At 26.0% G+C, this 17203-nt stretch carries 24 protein-coding genes and 1 pseudogene; 9 read left to right on the forward strand and 16 right to left on the reverse strand.

Features of this window, described 5'->3' with window-relative positions; genetic code table 11:
• Positions 1-30 precede the first annotated feature (30 nt).
• Genes ACTNAO_RS05430 through ACTNAO_RS05440 form a run of 3 tightly spaced genes read right to left on the reverse strand, consistent with a single transcriptional unit; the run spans position 31 to position 2723 of the window.
• The gene (locus ACTNAO_RS05430) at positions 31-1086 is read right to left on the reverse strand and encodes a DNA cytosine methyltransferase (RefSeq protein WP_441027727.1); all 1056 of its coding nucleotides are present in this window, start codon (positions 1084-1086) and stop codon (positions 31-33) included.
• Positions 1079-2149 carry a DNA cytosine methyltransferase gene (locus ACTNAO_RS05435; protein ID WP_441027728.1) on the reverse strand — a complete coding sequence of 357 codons (1071 nt, stop codon included), beginning with the start codon at positions 2147-2149 and terminating at the stop codon, positions 1079-1081. Before ACTNAO_RS05435 ends, ACTNAO_RS05430 begins: the two co-directional genes overlap by 8 nt.
• A gap of 22 nt (positions 2150-2171) precedes the next feature.
• Positions 2172-2723 (reverse strand): tyrosine-type recombinase/integrase, encoded by a 552-nt coding sequence (locus ACTNAO_RS05440; protein ID WP_441027729.1) that lies wholly within the window; start codon positions 2721-2723, stop codon positions 2172-2174.
• 966 nt (positions 2724-3689) lie between these two features.
• Here ACTNAO_RS05440 and ACTNAO_RS05445 point away from each other — a divergent pair.
• The gene (locus ACTNAO_RS05445; protein WP_441027730.1) at positions 3690-4247 is read left to right on the forward strand and encodes a sigma-70 family RNA polymerase sigma factor; all 558 of its coding nucleotides are present in this window, start codon (positions 3690-3692) and stop codon (positions 4245-4247) included.
• A gap of 32 nt (positions 4248-4279) precedes the next feature.
• Here the strand turns inward: ACTNAO_RS05445 and ACTNAO_RS05450 are convergent, their stop codons facing one another.
• Positions 4280-4519, reverse strand: coding sequence for a hypothetical protein (locus ACTNAO_RS05450; RefSeq protein ID WP_441027731.1), 240 nt, complete (start codon positions 4517-4519; stop codon positions 4280-4282).
• 200 nt (positions 4520-4719) lie between these two features.
• Here ACTNAO_RS05450 and ACTNAO_RS05455 point away from each other — a divergent pair, with 200 nt between their 5' ends.
• The 4 genes from ACTNAO_RS05455 to ACTNAO_RS05470 all read left to right on the forward strand — a co-directional run bounded on the left by ACTNAO_RS05455 (position 4720) and on the right by ACTNAO_RS05470 (position 6326).
• Positions 4720-5163 carry a hypothetical protein gene (locus ACTNAO_RS05455; protein WP_441027732.1) on the forward strand — a complete coding sequence of 148 codons (444 nt, stop codon included), beginning with the start codon at positions 4720-4722 and terminating at the stop codon, positions 5161-5163.
• A 423-nt stretch (positions 5164-5586) separates the two neighbouring features.
• Positions 5587-5763 (forward strand): hypothetical protein, encoded by a 177-nt coding sequence (locus tag ACTNAO_RS05460; RefSeq protein ID WP_441027733.1) that lies wholly within the window; start codon positions 5587-5589, stop codon positions 5761-5763.
• Between the two features lie 91 nt (positions 5764-5854).
• The gene (locus ACTNAO_RS05465) at positions 5855-6073 is read left to right on the forward strand and encodes a DUF1659 domain-containing protein (RefSeq protein WP_441027734.1); all 219 of its coding nucleotides are present in this window, start codon (positions 5855-5857) and stop codon (positions 6071-6073) included.
• 37 nt (positions 6074-6110) lie between these two features.
• Complete coding sequence (locus tag ACTNAO_RS05470) at positions 6111-6326, forward strand: DUF2922 domain-containing protein (protein ID WP_441027735.1); 216 nt, start codon at positions 6111-6113, stop codon at positions 6324-6326.
• A gap of 192 nt (positions 6327-6518) precedes the next feature.
• Here ACTNAO_RS05470 and ACTNAO_RS05475 read toward each other — a convergent pair whose 3' ends face one another.
• From ACTNAO_RS05475 to ACTNAO_RS05515, 9 genes are all read right to left on the reverse strand, one after another.
• The gene (locus tag ACTNAO_RS05475; protein WP_441027736.1) at positions 6519-6758 is read right to left on the reverse strand and encodes a hypothetical protein; all 240 of its coding nucleotides are present in this window, start codon (positions 6756-6758) and stop codon (positions 6519-6521) included.
• 18 nt (positions 6759-6776) lie between these two features.
• Complete coding sequence (locus ACTNAO_RS05480) at positions 6777-7472, reverse strand: ATP-binding protein (RefSeq protein ID WP_441027769.1); 696 nt, start codon at positions 7470-7472, stop codon at positions 6777-6779.
• Entirely contained in the window at positions 7453-8340 is an 888-nt protein-coding gene (locus ACTNAO_RS05485; RefSeq protein WP_441027737.1) for a phage replisome organizer N-terminal domain-containing protein, read from the reverse strand. The genes ACTNAO_RS05480 and ACTNAO_RS05485 overlap by 20 nt, the downstream gene beginning before the upstream one ends.
• 17 nt (positions 8341-8357) lie before the next feature.
• The gene (locus ACTNAO_RS05490; protein WP_441027738.1) at positions 8358-8537 is read right to left on the reverse strand and encodes a hypothetical protein; all 180 of its coding nucleotides are present in this window, start codon (positions 8535-8537) and stop codon (positions 8358-8360) included.
• A 22-nt stretch (positions 8538-8559) separates the two neighbouring features.
• Positions 8560-9294 (reverse strand): recombinase RecT, encoded by a 735-nt coding sequence (locus ACTNAO_RS05495; RefSeq protein WP_441027739.1) that lies wholly within the window; start codon positions 9292-9294, stop codon positions 8560-8562.
• Positions 9295-10209 carry a YqaJ viral recombinase family protein gene (locus tag ACTNAO_RS05500; protein WP_441027740.1) on the reverse strand — a complete coding sequence of 305 codons (915 nt, stop codon included), beginning with the start codon at positions 10207-10209 and terminating at the stop codon, positions 9295-9297.
• 16 nt (positions 10210-10225) lie between these two features.
• Positions 10226-10390, reverse strand: a complete 165-nt coding sequence (locus tag ACTNAO_RS05505) for a hypothetical protein (protein ID WP_441027741.1) — start codon at positions 10388-10390, stop codon at positions 10226-10228.
• 110 nt (positions 10391-10500) lie between these two features.
• Positions 10501-10668 carry a hypothetical protein gene (locus ACTNAO_RS05510; protein ID WP_441027742.1) on the reverse strand — a complete coding sequence of 56 codons (168 nt, stop codon included), beginning with the start codon at positions 10666-10668 and terminating at the stop codon, positions 10501-10503.
• A gap of 201 nt (positions 10669-10869) precedes the next feature.
• Positions 10870-11082, reverse strand: a complete 213-nt coding sequence (locus ACTNAO_RS05515; protein ID WP_441027743.1) for a hypothetical protein — start codon at positions 11080-11082, stop codon at positions 10870-10872.
• Positions 11083-11256: 174 nt separating this feature from the next.
• Here ACTNAO_RS05515 and ACTNAO_RS05520 point away from each other — a divergent pair, with 174 nt between their 5' ends.
• The 3 genes from ACTNAO_RS05520 (at position 11257) to ACTNAO_RS05530 (ending at position 14003) form a co-directional block, all read left to right on the forward strand.
• Positions 11257-11694 (forward strand): helix-turn-helix domain-containing protein, encoded by a 438-nt coding sequence (locus tag ACTNAO_RS05520; RefSeq protein WP_441027770.1) that lies wholly within the window; start codon positions 11257-11259, stop codon positions 11692-11694.
• Positions 11695-11739: 45 nt separating this feature from the next.
• A complete protein-coding gene (locus tag ACTNAO_RS05525; RefSeq protein ID WP_441027744.1) occupies positions 11740-12186 on the forward strand; it encodes an ImmA/IrrE family metallo-endopeptidase in 447 nt (148 codons plus the stop codon).
• A 140-nt stretch (positions 12187-12326) separates the two neighbouring features.
• Positions 12327-14003, forward strand: a complete 1677-nt coding sequence (locus tag ACTNAO_RS05530; RefSeq protein ID WP_441027745.1) for a recombinase family protein — start codon at positions 12327-12329, stop codon at positions 14001-14003.
• A 44-nt stretch (positions 14004-14047) separates the two neighbouring features.
• Here ACTNAO_RS05530 and yabG read toward each other — a convergent pair.
• Positions 14048-14713: pseudogene (yabG, locus tag ACTNAO_RS05535) on the reverse strand (sporulation peptidase YabG); the annotation flags it as partial.
• Positions 14714-14844: 131 nt separating this feature from the next.
• Between yabG and ACTNAO_RS05540 the strand changes: the two are divergent.
• Positions 14845-15636 (forward strand): Cof-type HAD-IIB family hydrolase, encoded by a 792-nt coding sequence (locus tag ACTNAO_RS05540; protein WP_441027746.1) that lies wholly within the window; start codon positions 14845-14847, stop codon positions 15634-15636.
• A gap of 158 nt (positions 15637-15794) precedes the next feature.
• Here ACTNAO_RS05540 and ACTNAO_RS05545 read toward each other — a convergent pair whose 3' ends face one another.
• Together ACTNAO_RS05545 and ACTNAO_RS05550 are read right to left on the reverse strand one after the other, a co-directional pair.
• Positions 15795-15995, reverse strand: a complete 201-nt coding sequence (locus tag ACTNAO_RS05545) for a hypothetical protein (protein ID WP_441027747.1) — start codon at positions 15993-15995, stop codon at positions 15795-15797.
• Between the two features lie 286 nt (positions 15996-16281).
• Complete coding sequence (locus ACTNAO_RS05550) at positions 16282-17190, reverse strand: AraC family transcriptional regulator (protein WP_441027748.1); 909 nt, start codon at positions 17188-17190, stop codon at positions 16282-16284.
• Positions 17191-17203 lie beyond the last annotated feature (13 nt).

Raw genomic sequence — 17203 nt, forward strand, 5'->3', positions numbered from 1 at the left:
TAGTACAAAAAAAATAAAGCAAAGTTTAAACTACTTTGCTTTATTACTTATATATTTCTTTATTTGCTTAGCAATTTCCTCTGCCAACAATGGTGGAACTGCATTACCAACTTGTTTATATTGACTTGTTTTTGCTCCTATAAAAATAAATTTATCAGGAAATGACTGTATTCTAGCACATTCTCTTACTGAAGGAACTCTATTTTCTTTATAATGAAAATAATTTCTATGACCTGTATCTATAGTATGTGATGGTTCTTTACTATTCATTCTTTGAAAAGCTTTATTATATTTTCTTATTCCCCAATATTCCTCTGGTAAATCTGATATTCTACCTCCATCTTTAATCATAGAAATAATATTTTTAGTTTGTTCTGTATGCTTAGTTTCATTATGATTATAAATCATATTACTATCTTTTCTCATTAACTTTTGATATTCATTTACTTCATCATCTTCATATGGATATATTTCTAAACATTCTTTCATTGTATCTAATGATGGTAAATCACTTAGTGCTTCAAATGTTGATACTTTATAATCCTTTTCTACAGGAAAATCAAATTCTTCATCCTTAAGACCTACAAAAAATACCCTTTGCCTATTTTGAGGGACTCCATAATTTGATGCATTTAGAACTTTAAAAGAAATATTATATCCTAATTTACTAAATCTATCTATAATATCATCTTTAAACATACCATTATTTAATGTTAATAATCCTTTTACATTCTCAATAACAAAGAATTTAGGCTTTATAGCTTCAACTACCCTACAATATTCTAGATACAAATGATTTCTAGGGTCATTTACATCTCTAGTTCCTACAGTACTGTATCCTTGGCAAGGTGGCCCTCCTATTACTCCTACTATATTTTCCTTTTGAGAAAAGTCTCTTAAATAATTATTATCTAATTCATGTATATCCTTGCATATAGCTACTGGCTTAGAATGATTCCTATTATATGTTTCAATAGCATCTTTCCATATGTCTATAGCCAACGCTACTTCAAAACCAGCATTTTCAAATCCTAAGCTTAAACCTCCACAACCACAAAACAAATCTAAAATTTTTGGTTTATTCATCCCCTAGTACCTCCTTTAATGCATCTGCTATTGCTTTAGACAATAATGGCGGAACTGCATTTCCAACCTGTCTATATTGAGCTGTTCTTGAACCTTTAAATATGAAAGCATCATTAAATGATTGTAACCTAGCAGCTTCTCTAACTGTAGGTATTCTATTATAGATTGGGTGAAAATAATTACTGTGTGCATTTCCAGTATCTATAGTAACTGATGTGTCTTTCTCGTTTAATCTCTTAAAAGCTGAAGAATGTCTATTACTTCTATTATTTTCAAATAATTCTTGAGGAATATCCCTCCAATTTCCACCTTGAGGTACAAATGACATTCTCTTTTGTACAATTTCTGCAGGATACTTTATTTCGTGATTATAAATAATATTTTCTTCATTTCTTAAATACTTTTGATATTCAGTTTTTGCTATAGTATTAATTTTATAGGCTTCTTTTATAGACTCTTTATCATAATTATATAGTTCGCCTATCGCCTCTCTTACAGTTACAATATTCTCTTTTTTCCTTAACAATTCAAAGTCAAATTTTATTCCTTTTGTAATTACAAAAAAGTTTCTAAGTCTTTTTTGTGGAACACCATATAATGATGCATCTAAAATTTGGTGATTAACTTCATATCCTCTACTTTCAAATATTTCATAAATTCTATCTTTTGCATATCCATTATTGCTTGTTACTATTCCTCTAACATTTTCAATAACTATTGCTTTAGGTTCTGCCAAATCTACAAACTTAACAAACTCGAAAAACAATTTGTTTCTATCATCCTCTTCTTCTTTTTTATATCTATTAGCTGAAGAAAAGCCTTGACAAGGTGGCCCTCCTATAATCACATCTATGTTTTTTAAATCTCCAAAAGCTTTAACTATGTTATCACTATCCATTTTCAATAAATCAAAACAAATACCTTTTGCATTTGAAAAATTAGCATTAAATGTATCAATTGCGTCTTTATTTATATCTACACCACCAACTATATTATATCCAGCAAGTTTAAATCCAAGACTTAATCCTCCACACCCACAAAATAAATCTATTACATTTAGCATATACTCTACCTCTTTTCCTAAGTTATAAATTAAATGAACTATATTTTATTTCATCACTTTTTCTCTCTATTCCTATATATTCCATAGTTATCTTTATAGATGAATGATTAAACAATTTCTGTAAATACTTTAAATCTTTATATTCTTTATAAAAATGATATCCAAATGTTTTCCTTAAAGTATGTGTTCCAAAATTCAAGTTTACTCCAGCTTCCCTACAAGCATTTTTTAATATTCTATAAGCTTGTGTTCTTTCTATTGGATTACTTCCTTTTTTACTTTTAAAAATAAATGTATTTTTATTTTCTACTCCACTAACACATATATAGTTTCTAAGAGCATCTTTAATGCAGTCATTTATTCTGTATTCAATTCCATTAAAGTCAATTTTACTTATAACGTTATCTTCATTATCAATCAAATCCGAAAATTTTAATGATAATATTTGTGTAATTCTTAATCCAGTATTAATCCCAATAATAAACATAAGATAATTTCTATAATCGCCGATTATAAGAATATTTTTTATTTTTTCTATATCATTTTTATCTTTTATTACATCAACATTATTCATAAGCCCTCCAAAAATACAACATAACTCATTATATTTTATAATATGCTGTATTGAAATACAATACTTTTTTATATTTATTTTCTTACATAGTAATAACCCCCTGACAATACAGAGTGTATTGTCAGGGGATTCATGGTAGAGGCGAAACATAACTAACCTCTCACCTATAATCTAACACCAAATTCAGTAAAAACCTCACTTATTTATGATACGGTTCTATGTATCACATTCTAAATTTCACATATAAACGAATTAATAAAATATTCCTTAAAATAATTTAGAAATAGTATTATAAAACACTAATCCTAATTTCATTACTATCTAAATTATTAAGTAAACTTTTCTTTTAATTTAAGCGTCCTTGTACAACCGCTTGTACAAGGTGGATCACCCCTGGGGTAGTCCAAGTGAAGTTGGCCCTTATTGGGTTGTGACCTTTTTATCTGCACCCCTGCAGATACTAGGTGCCTAATCTGTTAATATTCATATATAATATTATTATCGTAGTCTTTTACAGAATGATTAACATTATACTCCAATAATTATTTTATTAATTGTACTTTTAATAATAAATATATTAGCTTATTGAATATAACCCTATCCTTTATATTTTCTTAATGTTTTTTCTAAAAAATTTTGTATATTGAATATGATAAATATAACTTGTTATTATTTCTATTTTGCTCTCGACCTCCTTACCGCTCCATAAAGCAAAAATAATGCAGTCCTTATAAATCAAATTATTTTTGCGACTGGAGCTGGGGTTTGGGGTATCCCCATTATAATCAAAGCCTTTCTGTTATTCAGTACTTTTGATTGATGGCTTATTAGGTTTTATGTGTGCTGAAGAATAGAAAGGCATCCTTTTCTTCAATTTATTTTTTTACTTTTTCATATATATTATTTTATCATATTTTCTATATTTTTAATATTTTTACATATATTTTAATATGGGAGGCGATAATTATGGATTATAATCAAATGGAATTTCTTGTAATTGAAGCCAAAAATAATAATGAAATAGCAAAAGAAAAAATTATTGAAAATTTTAAACCATTCATTTTTAACTTTTGTAAAAAAATTCATATAAAGGGATACGATAAAGATGATTTACATAGTGAATGTTTTAAAATACTAATGAAAGCTATTAAATTATATAACCCTAAACAACACAGATTTGTTGCTTATGGTACTAATGCAATAAAAAATTCTATCCACTCCATTCTTAGATGTCATCTTAATAAAGAAGGCAATAAATATACTGATATATATTCATTTACAACTGATTTAGAAAAATATTATAAGGATAATAACTATATAGATCCTATAAGTAATATAGACACAAAATTACAGATTCAAAAAGCAATGAATAAATTAAACGCTAATGATAGAAAGTTAATTGAACACTTATATTTCTTGGACATGCCTCTAAGACAATATTGTAAAAAATATAATCTAAATTACTCTGCAAGTCTTAAAAGAAAAAAAGAAATTCTAAGTAAACTATCTTATATACTCAATTAAAAGGCACCAGAAATTTAATCTGGTGCCTTTAACTATACAGAAAAATGTTGAACTGTCTTTGTTGTTTTAGAAACAAATTCATCTGAAAGATTATTTATCCCATTACAAATAAATCTTAAGCCGCAATGCTGACAATCATCAATAATATTTTCATTAACTAATGAGCATTCCATATCATCATCATATGTTGAATTTTTTATTGCTAATGCTATTTTATAAATATCATAAGTACTATCTCCTTTTTTCTTAATTTTGATTTCATCATTGTTCATAGCCTTTACCTCCACTCTTTTAATCTTATAGGTAATATATATGCTTTTACATAAAAAAGCTCTTAATTGGCCTAAAATAAGCATATTTTTATAAATACATATTCATACATTTATTTATTATTAAAAACATATATTCTTTAAAATAAATATTTTTATGCATATATGTTTTTTAAAAGATATGTTTATGGAGGTTTTTAAACATGGCAAGAAAATCAAAAAAATCAACTACAGATTCAACATTTCTTATTTCAGTTAATGATGAAGAGGATAATGACTGTTTTAGCTTTGAAGATTCAATAAATACAGAAAACTGTGTATCATCTTTTAATTTTACATCTCAAGATACAACACCTATCAATAAAACCATTACCAATGACAAATTATTCAAATTAACTTCTGATATTAAAAATAATGAACTACCTGATAATATAAAAACACCTTGTGCAAATGGAGCTTGTCCAGCTATTAATGAAGAACAACCATCAATTAGGCGTACCTATGTACTTAGAAAATCAACTATTAGAAAATTAAATGAGCTAAAAAGCTGCCATCCAGATATAAATGCTTACATCAGTACCATAGTTGATGTAGCAATAGATTATTATTATAACTATATAATTAATGAAAATGGTACTCAACTATGATTACAATTCTTTTAATTGTAAATAATTATAATATGGAGGTTTGATATTATGAAAAATAGACATATCAACACAAAAAGATTTATTTTCTTTAATTTCACCTTAGATATAACTTTCACAATACTATTACTTATATGTAAATATATAATATATATGATTACAGGTAATAATAGCTATGGTTTTTCAGTAATTATATTTTTATTTTTAATTCCAACAAGTTTTTTATTATTTTGTATGAAAAGATTTCACAAGTGCTATGGCATAGAACTATTTTCAATGAATATTTCACTTAAAATTCTGTTTGTATTTCAAATATTATTAATAATTTTTTTACTATATATATTTATTAATTTAGTAAAACCACTTTATTAATTCATTAAAAAACATATAACTTCTATATAAAATAAATATCCAGAGGTGATTCTTATGATTTTTAATGATTTATGTTGCATATTATTTCCCTTAATTGTATACCTATTAGTGTTTTTAAAAATAGATACAAGTTTAAAAAAAGTAGAAAAATCTGTTGTTACTTTAAACAAAATGCTTTTAAATCACTTAAAAATGAATACTAATTTAAATTCTATTAATAAAATAGCTTAAATAAGTAGTAAATATTTTTATATTTACTGCTTATTTTTATGTAATAAAACATATATCCTAATTGAAACTATAAATAAGGAGGTGGCCCTATATGGCTAACAAAACTTTAAATTCAAGTACACTTGTAATTGAAGTTGAAAATGGAACTAATAGTTCTGGTGAAATTCAATACAAGAAAAGATCTTATTCTAACATTAATACTACTGCAACATCAGATGCATTACTTGCTACTGCTAATGCTATTAGATCTGCTATTTCTGCTAATACAAGAAATATATTAGTAACAGAATCAAGTATTATCTCAGAATAGTATTCCTTTTTTAATAAACAACTAGGAGGTGAAATATATGGAATATTCTTTAGCTTTAACTTTCAAAACATCACAAGATGCAAAAGTAACATTAACAATAGATAATGCAAAAAATGACCTTACAGATGAACAAGTTGCTTCTATAATGGATACAATTATTGAGCAAAATGTTTTCTTAACTTCAAAAGGAAACTTTATAGAAAAGGTTAGTGCAGTACTTACTGAAAGAAAAAATACTTCTTATCATATATAATAATTAATATTCTAAAGCTGATGATTCAAATTTAATTATATTTCATCAGCTTTTAATTTGTGGTAATTTATTTCCATTTATGCTTTTGCTAAGTAATATTTCCTATTAATTTTTCTTAAATATCAGTTACATATTTAACATATTAATTTAATTTGCTATTATTCATAATAAAATTCATCTGCTTTTATAAATTTACTTATTCTTTTTAAAACTCACAATATCATTTATCCTCTTAATGCCATCTCTTAAAATCATATTCTGCCTTTTTAAGCTAATAACTAGTTGCTTAAGAGAATTATATTCATCTAACATTTTTTCAAGTTTATCTAATTCCTCATAATTAAGTAGGAAAAATATTTCTCCATCTTTTTCAATTTTCTTTGTTTCTAAAATTTCCTTAATATCTTTAGCATTTATATTATACATATCCATAACCCAGCCCCCTTTTTATTACCTCAATCTATAATTATTTTTTATGTTCTTTGGTATCTGAACAATATACTCTTTGCACATTTCATAAATTCTAGATCCTATAGCTTCATCAAAACTTAAAAGTACATCAATTGCATATTCAGTACTAATTATTATTGGCAAATAGTTTAAATACCTATAATTAATAATTTCAAACATAATATTTAAATCAGATTCAGTAACTTTTCCCTTATACAAATCATCTATTAAAAGCACTTGGCATCTTTGATATTTAGCTAGCTTCTTTTTATAATATTCTGCATCTAGCATGTTTTGTTTAATGTCAGTAACAACATCTCTATATGACATATATACAACAAGATTATGTCTATCTATAAGATTAAGAGCCGTTGCTAATGCTAAATGAGTTTTTCCACTTCCTACTTGACCACATAAAAGCAAACTATTATTTCTATGAAGTCTTATGTTTGAAAAATCTTTAACATATGCTATTGCAACTTCCTTTGCAAGTTTAGAATGTTCGTTCCATTCTTCAAAATTAGTAAAAGTCCTATTTCTATTTTCCAAATTTATACCTGAAGCTTTCCATTGTCTATGAAGTATCTCTTTATTTCTACATTCACAACTTACTGCAATATCCATTCCATTCTTTTGTGGCTTAAGTATCCAACCAGTATCTCTACAAATAGGACAATTATATAATGTCTGATTCATCTGATGTGCTTTTTCTATTCCATTTCTTTGGTTTAAAGCCTTTAAATTCATTGCCATTTGATAACATGCATTGCTCATTAACATCCTCCTTAGGATAGCCTCCATAAGCCCAATTTCTTAATATTCCATTTATATAAGTCATATTCATTCTGTTTGCTTGCATTCCCTTATCTATTGCCATTCTTAAATACTTTTCTCCATGCATTTTTAATGCAAGTTTTATGGCTCCAATATTAAAAATTCCAATAGTTCCTGTAAGTTCTTCATAATCTTTTACTATCTTTGTAGCAACAACAACTACTTGATCTTCTTCTAGTTCTCTTTTCTTAATATCTATATCTTCTTTCTTATTCTTAATATCTTCTTCTAGTTCTTTATTCTTGTTCTTATTCTGTTCCGTTACTGTAACGTTACTTTCAATTTCAGTAACGTTATTTTCATTATTAGTTTGGACAAGCTTTTCACTTTTTTCCTTTAATAATTTATCTTTCTCTCTTTTTCTCTGAGCTCTTATTCTTCCTTGCTCTCTCACCCTTTCCATACCTTCAACATTTTGATGCTTTTCCCAATTTGTAATTTTAATAATCTTGTCCTCTTTTATTTCTATCATTCCAAAATTACTTAAAGTGGACAAAGCTAATCTAATAGAATTAAGTGGTCTGCAAAATATAGTGGACAACATTTCTTCTGTGTATGGGACATTCTCATTAAGAAAAATATATCCACTAGCATTAGTTTTTCCAGCTTGAACTAAAAGTCTTAACCAAATATAATGAATTGTATCTCGCTCTGGAAGTGCATCAATAAGTTTAATTTTTTCATCTTCAAACATATCTGTCTTTATCTTAATCCACTTTATATCTGCCATACATAAACCTCCATTAACTATTTTCTAAAATATCTATCCTGAAATCTATCTGGTCTTTTAAATTTTGTCTTACCATCATCATCTAACAATTCAAAAAATAATTTTTGAAATTTATTTAATCCATTCCATGTGCTTTCTAGATTTAATTTTTTACACATAATAACATAACTTTCCAAAATCCTAAAATTCATTCCCATAATTCCCATACCCCCTTATTTTTTAACTATTAGATTCTATTAGAATATTACTATTTCCAGTATCTATTGATATATCTTCTGAATAAGCTTTCTGCATTTCTATACTTAAAATTCCCCATTTACAAAGAAGATTTCTAATTACAGTCTTTTGAGCCATTGCATCATAATCATTATCCCAACCAAAATTAGATTTGCTAAATTTTTGTTTATGCTTTTCAATCTGATCCTTAGTCCAATAAACAGTTTTTCTGAATCCATTCATAAGCTGGATAAAACCTGCATATCCTATTACTGCATCAGATAATCTATTATTAAAATTAATATCTAATTCCTCTGTTAAAGGATTCCATGAAGAAAGTTCTCCTTCATGGACATTAATCACATTAATAGCTTTATACTGTGCAGATCTAAGTGCTAATTGGATATATCCCTTATACCCAAGTTGAAAGGTGGCTCTTTCTTTATAAGGGATTATCCATGCATAACCTAAATTTTTATCTATAGGCAAATCTAAAGTAGCTGCTACCATACAACTTGCAATAATACTCATAGGTTCACATTTAACAAGATTTATATCAGAATTAACAAGATTTATAATTGAACTCATATATTGAGGAGCTCTTTCTTTCAATATTTCTGTAAATCTTCTCTTAATATCTGCATTGTTCATGAGTGACTTCAATGTAGATGTTGCAATATTACTTTCATTTGGTTCTTTATTAGTTAATTGATTTTTCAAACTTGCATTAGTAGCCATTTAATTTACACTCTCCTTTATTTCAAATCTTCTGGAAACTGATTCCTTACATACTGCTTTATAAATCTCTGGATAATCTGTTTTTAATTTTTTACTATCAATTCTATTTGACTTTACAGATTTCCAAAGTACTAAGAATTTTGATATACTTCCACTTTCAGCATTTCCAAGTTCATTTTTTAATGAATTTTCTATTGCTTTTGCTCTTTCATCAAGCTCTTTGCTTTGTAATTTTATATTCTTATATTCATTTATTTTTTCTTCAAATTCACTCCTTAAATCAACTTTTAAAGATTTATCACCAACCTTATATTTTTCAGATAAATATCTACATGCTCCAAAGCTACCATCTATTGCTGGAGCTATCTTTTTTTCAACATGATTAAGCCAAAAATCCTTTTCTGCATCTATAATTATTTTTATAAGTTCTTCATCCCTTTCAATTTCCTTATAAATGAACTTTTGACCACCAATAAGAACTGCAATATATGCTTTACTTGCACCTGTAACTGATAAATAATGTTGACATTGCAAAAGATAACTTGCAGGAATTTCATCTGCCTCCCATTCCTTAGCACAAAATGAATTAGCAGTTTTACATTCTAAAATTGCATTTTCTCCTACAATTCTTCTATCAATATTTGCAACCATAAAAGGATAATTCTTATGAACTAAATGCCTATTATCTTTTCTTACCTTCTTGCCGGTTCTAAGTGTAAATTCTTTAGCTACAATATCTTCTAAAATTGTTCCAAAATGTGCTGCTTCGCTACTTTCCTTTTCTTCTGTAATTTCCTCTGTTTTATCTAAATATATTTCAAATGCACTTTTCCATTTATTTACGCCCATTATTGATCCTACATCACTGCCACCAATTCCCTTTTGTCTTTCCTTAAGCCATTCTAATTTATCCATTTATAAAACCTCCAAATTACATAAATAAATATTTAAAATCTATATCATTAACTACTATTCCTAACATTTTTCCTAAATTATTTTTTATTATTAATACTTCATCTCTTCTTTTTATAATCTTATAGATTCTTCCTTTACTTAATCCAACCCTATTAACATTACAAATTACATATTGATACATACTCTCAACCCCTATTATAAAAATTCAAATCACCTTATATCCTTAGTTCTCTATTTAATAATTAGTGTGAATTAAACCCTTTAAACTTATAAATAACAACTTTTAACTTGCTATAGTTTTATTTTTTTCTTGTTATCTTGTAATACTTTAATAAATTCAGTTAGTTGCTCATTATCAAATTTTTTTACAAATATATCAATTAGGACTTCACTTATCTTATCAGCTAATTTGCTCATATCATTAGGATAATGAATCACAACATTAATTTTATTCTTCAATGAGCATTCCCCCATTACTTGATTCTCTTTATAATATGCAAAATAGATTAAGCTTTTACATTTTATCTTTTGTTCATTTTATGGAACACTTTATTAAAAAAATATAAGAATATATGAATATTACAATATATCTCTATATTCCTAATGTTCATTTTGTGGAACAATTTCTCTAAAAAAATATTTGTTCATTTTATGGAACAGTTATTCAAAAAAAATATAATTATTCTTATCTATGTTTTTTTCTTTACAGTACTGATTAATTTTAGATATAAGTTTATAACCTGGATTACTGTTTCCTCTAATAACCCTCCAAATTGTACTTGGATAAACATCAAGACTTTTTGCACATGCATACATGCTACCATTGAATTGTTCATCAACAAGCTTTTTTAGGCCTACAGAAGTTTTACTCATAACTTATCCTCCTCTACAATTTTTTAAAGGAATTTTCCTTTATGCAATTAGTATATGCAATAAATTGTTCTTTATGCAAAATTTTTCTTACAAAATTTGTAATTTAATTATTGCGTGTATGAAATTAATATTATAAAATTATATTATAAAAATAATAAAGGAGCTGAATTTTTGATGTCTGATCTTGGCAAACTAATTGAATTAATAAAAATGGCTCAAGGTGATCGTTCATTAAATACATTTGCTAGGGAATGTGGCATAAGCAAAAGTAATTTATCAAGAATATTAAACAATAAAAATGCTTATCCACCTAAACCAGATACTTTACAAAAGATTGCCTTACATTCTCAAAATAATATTACTTATAACAGCCTAATGTTTGCTGCTGGATATCTAAAATCTTATGATGAAGATACTATTTTAAATAATAAATTTTCAGAATATGAAGAGAAATTAATAAAAAAGCGTATAGACAATATTATTAAAGAACTTTCTAAAAAAGAATTTGATGATGGTACTAACCTTACAAAAGAAACAATTGAAAATACTTTAGCAAGTATTGAATATGCTATAAGATACTGTAAAATTACTGATGATAAAAAGAATAAATAGCATTTTACTTTACTAAATTGATATTTTGCAAGGAGGCGCTTAAATATGGACTTAATAGAAAAAATAATAAAACAAATTTCTAACAAATATTCTTCAACAGATCCTTTTGTTATTTGTAAATTCAAAAAAATTCAATGCTTAGAATATCCTTTTACTGATAATACATTAAGCCTTTCTTATTTCTATAATAAAAATTGGATTGTACTTTTAAGGCAAGATTTATCACCATTAGCAAAAAAATTTGCTTGTGGTCATGAATTAGCACATATTATATTACATTCAAATGAAAACTATATTAAATATAGTACTCAAATATCCCTATTTAACCCTTCACATGAAAAAGAAGCTGATACTTTTTCATTACTACTATTTGATAACATTACATTCAATAAAATAAAACTGAATACATTAGAGAAAATATCCAAGGATATAAATTTGCCATTGAGCAATTTAAGACACCTATCCTCTAGATCATTGCGTCAAAAAATGTAAATGTTATCATAAAATTTACACCTTATTTAAACATTATTAACATATTTTAATTATGTCATTCTAATTGAAATTAATATATTATAAAATCACCTAATAAAATAATTTCATTAGAGTAAATATTAAAGGAGAATTAAAAAACAATGATTGCAGCAATATATAGTCGTAAATCAAAATATTCAACAGCTGGTGATAGTATTGATAACCAAATACAACTATGCAAAGAATATGCACAAAATCAACTTAAAGATAAGAACATTACTGATTTTATAATTTATGAAGATGAAGGTTTTACTGGAGGCAATATCAATAGACCTGAATACAAAAAGATGATGCTAGATGCTAAGAATAAAAAATTTGACATATTAATATGCTATAGACTTGATAGAGTTTCAAGATCTGTATCAGATTTTTCATCTACTTTAGATAATCTTCAAAAAAATGACATAGATTTTGTAAGCATTCGTGAACAATTTGACACAAGTTCACCAATGGGACGCGCAATGATTTATATAGCCTCTGTCTTTGCTCAGCTTGAACGTGAAACAATTGCAGAAAGAGTAAGGGATAATATGCATGAATTAGCAAAAACAGGTCGTTGGCTTGGAGGTACAACACCTGCTGGTTATAAATCAAAATTAATTAAATTTTTTGATTCCAATATGAATGAACGTTCTATGTATCAACTTACAGAAATACCAGAAGAATTAGAAACAATAAAGCATATTTATGAAAAATATATTGAACTTGGCTCATTGTCAAAATTAGAAACATATGCCCTTCAACATAGGCTTAAAACCAAACGTGGTGCTAACTATAGAAAGGCAAATCTAAGACTAATACTAAGAAATCCTGTATATGTTAAATCTTCAAAAGAGGTATTCAATTATCTAGCAAATGAATTGAATATAACAGTTTGTGGTGAGCCTGATAATATTCATGGATTGCTAACTTATAATAAACAAAAAACTATATACAATGATGAGGGAAAACAAGTTAGAGTTGAAAAACTTTCTAAAGAATGGATTGCTGCTGTAAGTAAACATAACGGAGTCATTGAATCTGAAGATTGGCTTAAAGTTCAAAAACTATTAAAAGAAAATAAAAATAGATTTGTTGTATCTGCTAGGACACATCATGCATTATTAACAGGAATAATAAGATGTAAAAAATGCGGTCATAGTATGACAATACTTCATGGAAGACATTCTACTAAAATCGATAATAAAATTGACAATAGAATTTATTATTATCAATGTTCTATGAAAAGATATTCAAAAGCTTCTAGATGTGATTCCAAAAATGTTCGAGCAGACTATCTTGATAAAATTGTAATTGATACAGTTAAAAATATGGGATTAAATAAATCTTCACTATTAAAAGGTCTTGAAAATCAAAAGAAGAAAGCAGCTCCAAAAACTACTGAACTTAATGGCATTAAAAAAATCACTAATCAGATAGATACCAAAAAAACTCAAATTGATAAATTACTTAACAAACTTTCGCTAGATGAAGATTTGGATACTCTTATTTTACAAAAAATAAAAACTTTAAAAGAAGAAATAAGATTATTAGATGAAGATTTAATAAATATTACTCAAGAAGTTAAAAAAGAAGATGCATATAAAATAAATGAATTCTTTATAAAAACATTACTTGACAAATGCTCAATAATTGATTCATTAAGCTTTGATGAGCAAAAATTTTTAGTTAAAAATTTATTTAAGGAAATAACATGGGATAGTGATACTAACACTTTTGATTTAGTACCAATCTTTTATGATAATATAGATTCATTAGAAGAGGATAAAAAAAAATAGCCAATCTTATGGAAATGCTATCCAAAAAGTTGCAAGTGAGTTTAATTAGCACCACTATCCAAAATATTCTCATAGCAACTTTGACATGCTCCAGCAAATATTATAAGTTCATCATAGCTAGAATTATATTCCCTCAAAGCTTTAACAGCATCTATATAATATTTAGAGTTTCTATAAGAATTTAAATTAAGATAGTCTTTAGTATCCTTTATAACACCATCATGCCCTGTTAATACTACAATGTCTGGTTTTATTTCTTTTACCAAGTCAACAATTACTTTAGGCTGCTCACTTTCTGGAATTGCCTTTCCTACAGCATCTAAAGACAATTCTTTGTATACTTTAAGGCATGTTTCCATGTATTCACTGTCACCATCAACATGAAGAATTTTACCAGGCCTTCCAAATAACAGATCCTTTTTATTTTCTTGTTTTTTGGAAGATTTATCTACCCTTTTTAATAAATCTTCCCTAAAAGAAATTGCATTATTTATAGCTCCCCTAACTTTACTATTTAATATTTTATCCTTATATCCTAAATAATTATTATCAACTCTTTCTAAATCTTCACTGTTAGAATCTGCAATAATTCTTAAATTTATTCCTTTTAAAATATATCGTTTTACTCCTTCCTCTTCTTTTATATCAATTATTCTAAAGGTTATATCCTTAGAATAAGATTTGCGCACAACTATATCACCTATTTCCACTTAAATCATCCTTGCTTTTACTGTACTTTATTTATTATATGAACTAAAAATTATTACGTTACAGACTTTACCATTTACTATGAGAAAAATATATCTTAAAATTGGTGTATAAATATTAAGGAGGGATACCTTTGAATAATATCGTATTTTTTGATATTGATGGTACTTTAGTCAGTGAAACTGATTACTCAATACCAGATAGCACACTAAAAGCACTAAAATTACTTAAAGATAAAGGAAATTTGGCTTTTATTAATACAGGAAGACCTTTATCTGAAATTTCAAATAATATAAGAAATTTAAATTTTGATGGCTTTGTATGTGGCTGTGGTACATATCTTGAATATAAAGGCAAAAAACTTTTCCATAAATCATTTGGTAAAAAACTATCTGCAGAAGTAACAAGGGATATTTTAAAATATAATTTTGAAGCTATTTTAGAAGGAAAAAATGGCGTTTATTTTGACAAAGAAGAAAACATAAAAGACAAAACAGTTATAAAGCTTATAAATCAACATAAAATAGAAGGATTTTATAAAGGAACTACATGGTATGATGACAATATAGATATTGATAAATTTGTTATCTTTCTTAATGAAAATAGTGATTTTAATGGATTTTATGAAAAATACAAAAACGTTTTTGACTTTATAAAAAGAAATGATACTTTTTATGAAATAGTACCAGCGGGCTATTCAAAGGCCTCTGGCATAAAGGCTATAATAAAATATCTAAATATACCTTTTGAAAATACATATGCTATTGGAGATAGTACTAATGATTTATCTATGCTTCAATATGCACATACAAGTATCGCAATGGGAAATAGTGATAAATGTTTATTTGATCATGTAAATTATATAACTACAACACTTGAAAATGATGGAATATATAATGCACTATCTCATTTTAATTTAATATAATTACTATTTTATATTTTGACACAATAATGAAACATTTATATACTACAATAATAATTGTAAAGTAGTTATTTTAATTATTTATCCCTTATATTCCTTATTTAAGTCATCTCCCCCTATAAGGTGACTTAAAGCCTAGAGAAAATTTCTCTAGGCTTTTCTTATAAAATCATTATTTTATTAGTCAATTCATATATCTTGTTTATAATATCATTATATTCATTTAAAATTTGTACTGAATTTTCTGTTATCCTTAAACCTTCCTTAGATGTTGCAGATAAACCTCTTATTTCATCTGCTACCTTTGATACTTTTCCTACAAATTCCAATTGTTCATGAGACTTTTGTTTAATTTCAGACATATTTTCTTCTTGGAAATCATTTAGTAATCTTGTAATTATGTTGCATAAACAACAAAATACTTGTGTATAATGTTGATACTATATATAAAGCTACAACAGTTCTTGATGAAACAATCATAAATATAGCAAACAAACACAACTTTGCTCTTTTTTAATATTTGATTATTCTCCATAATACTTCTCCCCTTAACTTAAATTAAATTATAATTTAAATAAATATTATCGAGAAAAACTATTGTTACCTTTATATCTTTTATGCTTTTATTTGAAAATAAGGTTTTTTTAACTAATTCTTAACATTATTTTTTATTTCATTATATTTTCTTCTATACTCCTTAGGGGTTAAATTAAATTTTTCTTTAAAAAGCTTATTAAAATATGAAATATTATTAAAGCCACATTCTGTAGATATATTCATTATTGAATATTCAGTTGTAATAAGCATACTTGAAGCTTTATTTAATCTATAATCATTTATGTAACTTGTACATGTTTTTCCTATGTATTTTTTAAAAGAACGCATCAAATAATATTGACTCATATTAGAAGCCTTTGATAAGTCCTCAATTGTTATTTCATCTCTATAATTTTCTTTAATGTACTTTAAAATACACTTTATTTTTTTTAACATATAATCATTGTCTTCTTGTTCATACATGGATTCTTTTATAAAGTTATCATAAAGTTCGCTAAAAAATAATAGCAAAAATGCCTTCATTCTTAATTCATATGTTCCTTTTTTTCCTTCATACAAATCAACTACATTTTGAATATAATTATATAATTTCTCCTGTCCTAAAACCCCTTTATGGATAATAATTGGTACTGCTACTTTATTGTCAATAATAGGTTTAAAATATTTTGCAGCACAAACATCAATAGAATTATTGTTTATCATACTTAAATTAAATACAAGTGTATCACCAACAAAAATTTCATTTTCTATTTGGCTAAATGAATGAAGCATTGAAGGTCTTATAATAACTATATCTCCTTCATTAACCTCATATTCTTTACAATCTATATAATAATTACATTTTCCCTTCTTTGCTGTAAGAATTTCTATTTCTTCATGCCAATGAATATTTATATGTTTATAATAATCTGGAATTCTAGTTTGATAAATCACAAAGGGAAACATATATGTTCCATGTTCTATATTTTCTTTTAACTTTAAATATTCACCATTATTCATAATTTATCACCTT

It is taken from the genome of Clostridium sp. HCP1S3_C6 (assembly GCF_052066735.1).
Lineage (GTDB): Bacteria > Bacillota > Clostridia > Clostridiales > Clostridiaceae > Clostridium.

Excerpts from the sequence above, each read along its gene's own strand:
- ACTNAO_RS05455 (WP_441027732.1), top strand. The coding sequence starts at position 4,720 with ATGGCAAGAAAATCAAAAAAATCAACTACAGATTCAACATTTCTTATT.
- ACTNAO_RS05485 (WP_441027737.1), bottom strand. The coding sequence starts at position 8,340 with ATGGCAGATATAAAGTGGATTAAGATAAAGACAGATATGTTTGAAGAT.
- ACTNAO_RS05515 (WP_441027743.1), bottom strand. The coding sequence starts at position 11,082 with ATGAGTAAAACTTCTGTAGGCCTAAAAAAGCTTGTTGATGAACAATTC.
- ACTNAO_RS05525 (WP_441027744.1), top strand. The coding sequence starts at position 11,740 with ATGGACTTAATAGAAAAAATAATAAAACAAATTTCTAACAAATATTCT.
- ACTNAO_RS05450 (WP_441027731.1), bottom strand. The coding sequence starts at position 4,519 with ATGAACAATGATGAAATCAAAATTAAGAAAAAAGGAGATAGTACTTAT.
- ACTNAO_RS05530 (WP_441027745.1), top strand. The coding sequence starts at position 12,327 with ATGATTGCAGCAATATATAGTCGTAAATCAAAATATTCAACAGCTGGT.
- ACTNAO_RS05460 (WP_441027733.1), top strand. The coding sequence starts at position 5,587 with ATGATTTTTAATGATTTATGTTGCATATTATTTCCCTTAATTGTATAC.
- ACTNAO_RS05430 (WP_441027727.1), bottom strand. The coding sequence starts at position 1,086 with ATGAATAAACCAAAAATTTTAGATTTGTTTTGTGGTTGTGGAGGTTTA.
- ACTNAO_RS05435 (WP_441027728.1), bottom strand. The coding sequence starts at position 2,149 with ATGCTAAATGTAATAGATTTATTTTGTGGGTGTGGAGGATTAAGTCTT.
- ACTNAO_RS05520 (WP_441027770.1), top strand. The coding sequence starts at position 11,257 with ATGTCTGATCTTGGCAAACTAATTGAATTAATAAAAATGGCTCAAGGT.
- ACTNAO_RS05490 (WP_441027738.1), bottom strand. The coding sequence starts at position 8,537 with ATGGGAATGAATTTTAGGATTTTGGAAAGTTATGTTATTATGTGTAAA.
- ACTNAO_RS05440 (WP_441027729.1), bottom strand. The coding sequence starts at position 2,723 with ATGAATAATGTTGATGTAATAAAAGATAAAAATGATATAGAAAAAATA.
- ACTNAO_RS05480 (WP_441027769.1), bottom strand. The coding sequence starts at position 7,472 with ATGAATCAGACATTATATAATTGTCCTATTTGTAGAGATACTGGTTGG.
- ACTNAO_RS05545 (WP_441027747.1), bottom strand. The coding sequence starts at position 15,995 with ATGTCTGAAATTAAACAAAAGTCTCATGAACAATTGGAATTTGTAGGA.
- ACTNAO_RS05475 (WP_441027736.1), bottom strand. The coding sequence starts at position 6,758 with ATGGATATGTATAATATAAATGCTAAAGATATTAAGGAAATTTTAGAA.
- ACTNAO_RS05465 (WP_441027734.1), top strand. The coding sequence starts at position 5,855 with ATGGCTAACAAAACTTTAAATTCAAGTACACTTGTAATTGAAGTTGAA.
- ACTNAO_RS05500 (WP_441027740.1), bottom strand. The coding sequence starts at position 10,209 with ATGGATAAATTAGAATGGCTTAAGGAAAGACAAAAGGGAATTGGTGGC.
- ACTNAO_RS05445 (WP_441027730.1), top strand. The coding sequence starts at position 3,690 with ATGGATTATAATCAAATGGAATTTCTTGTAATTGAAGCCAAAAATAAT.
- ACTNAO_RS05495 (WP_441027739.1), bottom strand. The coding sequence starts at position 9,294 with ATGGCTACTAATGCAAGTTTGAAAAATCAATTAACTAATAAAGAACCA.
- ACTNAO_RS05470 (WP_441027735.1), top strand. The coding sequence starts at position 6,111 with ATGGAATATTCTTTAGCTTTAACTTTCAAAACATCACAAGATGCAAAA.
- ACTNAO_RS05505 (WP_441027741.1), bottom strand. The coding sequence starts at position 10,390 with ATGTATCAATATGTAATTTGTAATGTTAATAGGGTTGGATTAAGTAAA.
- ACTNAO_RS05550 (WP_441027748.1), bottom strand. The coding sequence starts at position 17,190 with ATGAATAATGGTGAATATTTAAAGTTAAAAGAAAATATAGAACATGGA.